1 protein-coding gene and 1 pseudogene are annotated in these 9,134 nt (G+C 58.6%); one reads left to right on the forward strand and one right to left on the reverse strand.

Annotation, left to right across the window (positions count from 1 at the left end; genetic code table 11):
* Positions 1–5,448: 5,448 nt before the first annotated feature.
* Complete coding sequence (locus ACOOGG_RS00220) at positions 5,449–5,649, reverse strand: hypothetical protein (RefSeq protein ID WP_420431081.1); 201 nt, start codon at positions 5,647–5,649, stop codon at positions 5,449–5,451.
* 2,520 nt (positions 5,650–8,169) lie between these two features.
* Here ACOOGG_RS00220 and ACOOGG_RS00225 point away from each other — a divergent pair.
* Positions 8,170–8,274: pseudogene (locus ACOOGG_RS00225) on the forward strand (hypothetical protein); the annotation flags it as partial.
* Between the last annotated feature and the right edge of the window lie 860 nt (positions 8,275–9,134).

The raw sequence follows: 9,134 nt of genomic DNA on the forward strand, positions 1-9,134 counted from the left end.
ACCATCGCTGACCTGGTGAAATGCATCCAGGGGGAACTGTCACTCCGTATCTATATCATGGGTGGCATGAGTAGATTAGGTGGGTGTGAGAGGCAGAGTTCCAAGGCGCCAGGACGCGCTGACGTGAGTCTTCATCTTGGCATCTGGCCGTCCGTGAGACTCCAGTCTTGACATCTGTCCGTCCGTGAGGCTCCAGTCTTGACATCTGCCCATCCGTGAGGCTCCGTCTTGGCATCTGGCCGTCCGTGAGGCTCCATTCTGGACACATGTCCGCCATCCGCTCGCCGCTCAGCGGCCACACCTGGTCCCCGCCGCAGCGGCGGCACGGCAGACGTGACGTTCGGACGTGAGCAGCACTCCGCCTGCTGCCGCCGGAGACGTCCGCCCTAATTCGACACGACACCGGGCCGCCACCTGCCTCCCACCGGCCGCCACTGTCCGCCCCCGACGCCACCCGCCACCGCCTTCGACCCCGCCGCCCGCCTCAGCGACTCGCGAGTCACCCCATCCGCCGCCGCGAGTCATCATCCACTGCGCGTCTGAGGATCTGCGATCAGAAGGTGCAGCCGGGTCGTTACTGATGCGATGTGGCGCCGCCGCCGTCACAGGGCGTCACTCCTTCACAGGCCGGATGACGACCGTGACGACGGTGGCGGGTCGTGACGGGTCGTCACCGGCGCGAGTAGCGTCAGAAAATGATGTCGACGGCGTCACCGCGCCGCTTCGCCGCCAAGCAAAAACACGATAACTCCCTAAGTGCGACCGGCATTGGCGGCTGGGCCAGAAAAACGACGGCGAGAAGACGGCAGAGGTGACGCTGTGACATCGCGGTGACGACGGCCGACCGGCGTCATCACAGCTCATGGTGGCGTCGCTGGAGTGACGTCGCCTCCGCCCTCACTGACAGACGTCCACACAATGGGAGAGGGGCCGGCTGAGGCCGGAGCCGGCCGCGAGGCCAGTTGAAATTCGCGGCACGGCGCGGTGACAGTGCCGAGGTGACACGGCATGACCGGCACCGGCCGGCCACTCCTTCCTCCCCCGCCGCTCTCTCCTCTCCTCCGCCGCTCTGCCGGCGCCGCTCCTTGACCGACGGCCGCGCTGTCCCCGCGCTGTCGCTCCGTGTTTGTGTGTTTGCCGTTCGTGTCAGCTTGCAGCGCGACTGTGCAGACACGGCGCTCCTCCCGAGAGCCGTCCCCGCCCGCCTGCCGCCTTCCTGCAGCTCTCTCGGCTCGTGCTGACTTGACCGTCTCAGTCCGCTTCGGTCGAGACATCATAACATACACGCTCTGTGTCCGGAGCCACGCTGACGCTACTGAAGTCATCTGCCGCTACTGACCTCAGTCTCACTGCGCGTACAATAACAGCCAAAGCTTCAGCTGCAAAACAAAAAAGAACACGTTCGCCCACCTTCCAATCATTTAGACCTTCGCATAAATAGCGCAAAATGCCGCGTTCAAAATACCGTCCCGCAGTACACACGCCTGGAGCTATACTGTGGCGCAGGACATGGCGTTATACTGTCTGGGGTTATACTGTTCCGCAATACCTATACGCTCCTGGAGTTATACTGTGCCGCAGGACACGCGCCTGAAGCTATACTGTCCGACAATACCTACACGCCCCTGGAGTTATACTGTGCCGCAGGACACGCGCCTGAAGCTATACTGTCCGACAATACCTACACGCCCCTGGAGTTATACTGTGCCGCAGGACACGCGCCTGAAGCTATACTGTCCGACAATACCTACACGCCCCTGGAGTTATACTGTGCCGCAGGACACGCGCCTGAAGCTATACTGTCCTGCAATACCTACGCGCGCTTGGAGCGTGTAGGTATTGTCACGCGCCTGTGCCGCAGGACACGCGCCTGAAGCTATACTGTCCCACAATACCTACAGTATACGCGCCTGGAACTATGCTGTACCACAGTTCACGAGCCTGGAGCTATACTGTTCCACAATCTACAGTGAACGCGCCTGGAGCTATACCTACTGTGCCGCAGTACCCGCGTCTAGAGCTATACTGTGCCTCAGTACACGCGCCTGGAGCTATACTGTGACGCAGTACACGCGTCTGGAGCTATACTGTGCCGCAGTACATGCGCTTGGAGCTATACTGTGCCGCAGTACACGCGTCTGGAGCCATACTGTGCCGTAGTACACGCGCCTGGAGCTGTACTGTGCCGCAGTACACGCGTCTGGATCTATACTGTGCCGTAGTAAACGCGTCTGGAGCCATACTGTGCCGTAGTACACGCGCCTGGAGCTGTACTGTGCCGTAGTACACGCGCTTGGAGCTATACTGTGCCGCAGTACACGCGTCTGGAGCCATACTGTGCCGCAGTACACGCGCCTGGAGCTGTACTGTGCCGTAGTACACGCGCTTGGAGCTATACTGTGCCGCAGTACACGCGTCTGGAGCCATACTGTGCCGTAGTACACGCGCCTGGAGCTGTACTGTTCCGCAGTACACATGTCTGGAGCCATACTGTGCCGTAGTACACGCGTCTGGAGCTATACTGTGCCGTAGAACACACGCCTCGAGTATATGCTATGCCGCAATCAGAAGATGAACGGTATCACACTAATTGTCTATATAACACGCACTGCGATGGACACTGAAAGACAAAATATTGAACGAATTAAAATCTTATTTGTTCGTTTTCATTCATGAAGCACAATAACTACGGACATACTTTTAAAAATATCGGTACCAGAGATAGCTATACAGACGACATGCCAGCAAACCACCGCACATTCTCTCCTGTCGCGACAAAATCCGAGGCCGTTCCCAGTGATCCTGCCGCACACGTCCATCACATTCCAGTTTAACTGGGCCCCAGCGCTCCCGTCTGACCCCGCTGTCCTGGTCTAATGCTGGCTCATCCCCGCGTGCGGCCGCTGCACTCGCTCGACGGCTTCGCTGTACCATCAGACACGCTGCACGCACACGGTCACCGGGCTCTGGACCTGTGTGTGTGGCGAGGAGGCTCAACCGACGCGAGCGCTGAGTAGCAGCAGCTGACGCCGGCAGATGAGTTGCGTCGCGGTCAACCCACTCGACCCCGTCTCCACTCGTACATCTGTTTCTATTCGACCCCGTACCCCGTACCCCTCACCCCGTAACCCCGCACCCCGTACCCTGTATCCCGTACCTGTATCCGTGGCCCGTGCCTGTCTCATCCCATCCTGACCCGTCCCGTCCCGTTCTGTCCTGTTTGTCGGCCGCTGTGCCAACCGGTCTCTGCATGCAACCGTGTGCAAACACCCTGAAATTATGCAAGTAATCGGGCGCAAAAGCCGCCTGTTGTCACCGGTGTCCGGCTTCTGTTTGAGAGCTGGGACGGGCCGCGAGCCGCGCTCAGCGGTCCGACGTCAAATCCGGGCTCCGCACCGGCACAGCCCGGATTTGAAGCGCTCCGCTGAACTTCGCTGAACTCCAGCGGACTCTCCAGAGGAGTCCAGATGACCTCCATTCACGTCTGGATAACCTCGCTGAGCCATTCGAGTCCTGAGAGCTCGGGAAGGTTAACATGTGAGCCCAATGGACGCTGCGTGCACACGCAATGACTGGAGAATACGAAGGATTTGGTGAGTCTTATGCCTACCGGTCAAACGCCAATGGGAAATAAGGACTGGGTCGGACACGAAGAAGGGAGAGGTTCATTATGAACGCCTTCAAATATCCTGATAGATCTGTCAGCCGAGCATCAGGTGTCAGTTGGGACGGACAGTCGGAGAGATTTCGCCAGACATCGGCGGTACACACGTCCTTCGAGCTCACGGAGCTGCGGTTTCTCGGTCAGAGCGACGTCAAGAGGACGACAGCGGCAGAGTTTCTACCCTGAGCCTGGCAGAGGGCAGCCGAGCTGTGGGCCGGTGGACGGGGCAGTCGAGCGGCTAACTCCAATCAGTCCGCCGCTGCTGGCCACTGGCTCCAATCGAGTTAGCGGCGGCGGCGTCTCGCCGGCCGCGCCACATGGTAATGCAATCCGCCTGATGGCCCCGCCCGGCCGCTGACGCTTTTGACAAGTTCTCCCTCAATCCTTTTACACGGGAGGTGTCTGTTGAACGCGATCCCCGCAGTCTCGCTGCTTTAAGTGGCCGTCAAGTGAGTCCAACTCGTACCGAAATCAGCGGCTCCCCCGAGAGTCAACAACAGTTTATTTGATATCGCGGTTTTCCACAAACTGGGAAAATACCAGCAGTAAGCGAATGAGACGCTGTGCAGGTTTGTGTTTTCATTTCAGCTTATTCGTCTGGATGAAAAAGTGTTTTGACTGGGGGAGTGTATTCCGGACCTCACGGGAGAGCGACCAGTACTAAATCTATCGTAGTTGAGCGAATATAGTTTCTGAATCCTGGCGGTAAAGTTGAGATTAATGTCATGACCAAAGAATTATTAATTTAATCTCTTGAGCTGTCATGAATCTTTCTGAACTCCATTAAAACTCTGTCCTGTGTCCAAAACATAGTTAGCTTGAACGAACAAGCAATCATCTGATGGCCAGTAAGCAGAGGCGCACACAAGGGGGGGGGGGGCACACGGGCCCGTGCCCCCCCCCCCCATACGAAATGCGGGGCCCCAGTGACGGAGGCGGGCCGAAGGCCCGCCTCCGTCACTGTGTCCCTGCAGGCCCGAAAGCCCGTCTTCGTCATTAGCGACCCTCTCTCTTTTGAATCCGTTTTATTTTTATTTTTTATTTATTTTTTTCCTAAAATGGGCCCCCTGGGAAATAAAGTGACCGAAATCCGTTGAGTTTTCAAGTTTTGGGTATAGGTTAGGTTGGGCCCCTTCTGAAATGGAGGGGCCCCCTCTGAGGTCATGCCCCCCCCCCCCCCTTACGAAAATCCTGTGTGCGCCACTGCCAGTAAGTAGCGGGCTTAAGAATCGTCAAGTCTTAATGATTTGCGCCCGTCTTTTATGATTTGTCGTGTTTTCTTTCAGGCGGCCAGCTGCAGCACCACCATGAGTGTGTCATCATGGTCACTTAGTCTGAAGACACTCACAAATCATCAATTCGCAAAATAGCCATTCTCAGCCACGTCGAGATAAGCATCACAAGGTAATTACCAACCGATCGGGGGTGCACGAGTGCGTTACAACGCACGAGCAGGTCACGGACATGATTGCCTCATAACTAGGATGACCCGACCTGCGTATAGCGGCGTCTTGTAGCTTCAATATTTCCTTACTTGCGCGGCGAGCCTGGGATGCAATTAACAGAACCGATTACGGAGGTGACCGCTCAGTGCTCACGTTCGCATATCCACGGTTTCAGATCGCCCGAGCGACGGCCGATCTGCAGAGAGCTGTCATATTTCCAGCAGCCGTGACGTCATTGAACATCACGTCGATCCGCCCACCGATTAGGATGATCACGACTGCGCTGACTAACTGCCGAGTTTCTCAACTAATGCCGCTCTTCAGTTGACCGTTCACCGATTAGAGGCCAGCCGCACGTCTACCGCTTGTCCCGTTCACTGCATCCGTCCACCGGCCGTCCACCGGCCGTCCACCGGCTGTCCACCGGCTGTCCACCGTCCGTCCACCGGCCGTCCACCGTCCGTCCACCAGCCGTCCACCGTCCGTCCACCGGCCGTCCACCGTCCGTCCACCGGCCGTCCACCGTCCGTCCACCTTCATCCCACCTCCCAGCGGCGGCGCGCGGCCCTCTCGTCAGTGGACAGGCGACATTGGACACACCGTCGGCGGCGCGCATTTTCCGCGCGTTTTTGCGCGTGCTCGCCGCGTAAAAACGCCGCTCGGCGCGGCCGCCCGGCGAGGCGCGGCGCCTCGTCTCTATGAATATGAATGATATGCAGAATTGGCGGCCGGCGTTTGAAGCCATTAGCGCCGGACGCCGTCCCGCGCGAGGCCCCTCGCGGCGTCACGTGGCGTTCCGAGTCGGTGTCACGGCCGCGTCACGTTGATATTGATAACCCCTCCCCCCTCCCTCCTGGTCCGGGACGGTGTGCGGAACAGCCCCGGCCGCGCCAAAACCCACTCCATCAGGCGCGCGTCGGCCGGTGTCTGGCTTCATTACTATGCCATTGGCCGCGGTGACAGTGCACATCTTGCATTGGTGACGGCGGCAGGCGGCAGACTGAGCTCCAGTGACTAGCTCTGGTCTCTGGACTCTGGTCTCTGGGCGGCGGGCTCTGGGCGACAGGCTCTGGGCGACAGGCGGCGGACGGTGGCGGACTCCGGGGGCACCTGGTCGTCCCGTTGACCGCTGTCAGCCTCTCCAGGAACCTCGCCGCCGCCGCTGAGCCGGCTTCCTCGAAGGCTGCCGCAGACCGAGGACGTCGCCCAAGCAATCTGATTTAGATTACTGTCCGGCCACTTCCCGGTCGCTTCCCGGCGGCGGCTCCCGCGGTGGCGGCGGCGGTTAGCGGTAAACGCGTCCTGTAGATTATCACAGTCCGGTGGTAACGTGGTTCAGGCGCCACCGTACGGCGGCGAACCCGCAGAGCCCCTAGCTGAGCTCCCATAGACCGCCCTTGGAGCCCCCGCCGCAGCTTCCGATAACCCTGCCACAGCTCCACCTGCTGTCGAAATCATGAGCTACATGACGTCCCCTTTCCAGTAATGCTGTCACCCGGTCGTATGTCACTGCGCGGTAATGACCGTGTTGGGCTGTTGACCGCGGTTCCACATCCCGCAGTGGTGACGCGAAATGATCCCGCTGGGTGATGTCGCGCTGTGGTTGGTGCTGCCAAGTGCCAGTGCAGCCACGTTGCGCGCGGATCACTAACCAGGACCCAGCCAAAAACCGATCTCTACGAGCGCCGTGCCAACGCGGAAAATGCGCTGCTGTAAATATCCAGACGATCACCTGCTCCGGGGGACGTTTTGATAAAAATATATGCAAAATTACAAGACATCGAATATCGGAGCCGTCAGCGGGGCTGTCAGGCCGGCTGCCGACGCGCGTCCGCTCGAGGATAGCTCAGTAACGTCCGGACACGACAGCCTCAGCCAGTACGACAACGGAGGCTTGTAGTCGGCGAAATCGGAGCCATCGGATCGCCACGGGACCGATATAGGACAGCCACTGGAACGCCAGCAAACCGACATTGGTCCACAATCGGACCACGGCAGGGGCTATGTTGGACCTCCTGCCATCGGACTGCCATCGTGCCGCCATCGGACGGCCATCGTACATCCATCGTACGGCCATCGGGCGGCCATCGGACCGATAGAAGACCGGCCTAACTAGGAGTGGCCGAGCTGAGACGGTCACCTGCGCGGCAGAGCGGCGGCGCGACTCTTTGAAGTCGGTATATGAATGCGGCACTGTGAGGGTCTGTGAGTCGTGCTATGTGTACTGTGTACTGTAAACTGCAGCAGGCGCGGCGGCGTGACAGCAACAGACATAGCCCACGGGCGAGAAAATAGGTACACCATAGAGTAGGCATGCCGCACTCAAATATGCGTGGTGTACCTACTATACAAAATTGAAATGGGCTGCACCATTTCAATTCAAGGGGTCTACGAACAGGCCAGATGCCCACCATTGTTGAAAAAGAAACATCTAAGCTCTGCAATCACATTTTCGGCAGCACAAAACATTCACTGTCATTTTTCTCTGCATGAATTCCTCGCCGCCAAGCGGCTGTTCTGGGAACATCTCAAACTTCTCCGCACATCACCACTCCGACATCTCCGAGAAATGCCGTTGCATGTTTTACCGTGCCAATTAGTGACTTTCTTCGGTCGTGGCTGCCCGGGGCGGCCGGATCGGGTCGGCGCCACTCATCTCTCGGCTCCTGCGGCGGCCACGACCGGCCGCCGCAGCGCCGGCCGACCGTCGTGCCTCCGTCGTTAGAGGCGGCATCTCAGCCGATGACCGCGGCTCAGCCGACTTTAAGGGGCGTCCCGCGGCGCGGCGGCCCAGATGCGGCCGCCACGCGGCGTGTTCTCTCTTTTACCCTGGTTACATGAGCAGAAAAATACGTACGTTTTGAACGGAAAAAAATCGATACGTGAAACAAACGGAAGTTTGGATACTCATGCAAACGGCTGGGAACCAGCCGTTTGCATGAGTTACACGAGTCAAAATTTCCGTTTGTTTCACGAATCGAATTTTCCAGTTAAAAACTTACGTAATTTTCTGTTCATGTAACGAGGTTATTTCTCCCGAACGGGTGTTGTACCAGATGTGGCGCGATACGGACGGACGAAATGTCGACACACCGGGAGCCGGCTGGGAGCTGGGCTGACACGGGGTCTGACACGGCGTGCAGATCAGGCAGTGGCGCAACGTGAGGCGAGGCGCGAGCTCCAGTGGGACCGAAACGGACTCAGTCCTGCAGTCACAGCACATTCGCTCCGGCACCGAAAATACGCTGAGGATTCCCTGATCCGAGAAGACGCCAAGCTCCTTCTGAACAGCGTGTTCGGCTTGTATAGTGGTTCGGGCGGAGGATTTTGTGCACGGTCGGAGCAGTGTACACGTGACTAGTCGCAGTGAGCTGGAGCACATCTGTGTGACCGTGTAGGGATTGGAACGGTGCAGGGCTGACCCCCTGAGGGCCGGGTCGGATCGTCTCTAGGGTGTGGTCGCCTGACGCGGCCGGCGCGGCGGAGGTGTCACCTCGTGACGCGCCGTGACGGCCGCCCGTCACGCGCCGACCCGCCGCTGACCCAGCGCGACCTTGTCACGTCACGCGACAGGGCGGCCGCGCGCGCTTTTTACCGGCGCGCCACTCGGACGCGCCGTTTTTGCGGCCGCACGTGGTTTTTGGCGCGACGTTTACACTAAGACGTGTCACCTGTCCACCGGGCGCGCGGCGGCCTCCTCTGCATATTCGCCATGCTATTTTTGCGGCCGGCTTTGAAGTGGGCGCTCTTCTGGTGAGATAGCTGCACGTTTTTACTTTGCGGCCCACCCAAACCGGATCCAAAGTTAAATTAAATCATGTCAGGCCAATGTTCCATGCGGCTCTGCGCAACTCGGCACGGCGCGGGGGTAATAGGAGTAACCCGTTTCCCGGGTGGGCACGATGCTGATTATTTGGTAACTGGTAAGAACACTGCCGGCACCTTCCTTTTACGGAGGCGGTCCACGGATAACTTGGTTCATCAGTGTTCTGCGGAAACGGTTTCTAGACAATTAGTATATGCAT

This window comes from Candidatus Poriferisocius sp. (genome assembly GCF_965214065.1).
In the GTDB taxonomy this organism is placed as follows: domain Bacteria; phylum Actinomycetota; class Acidimicrobiia; order Acidimicrobiales; family Bin134; genus Poriferisocius.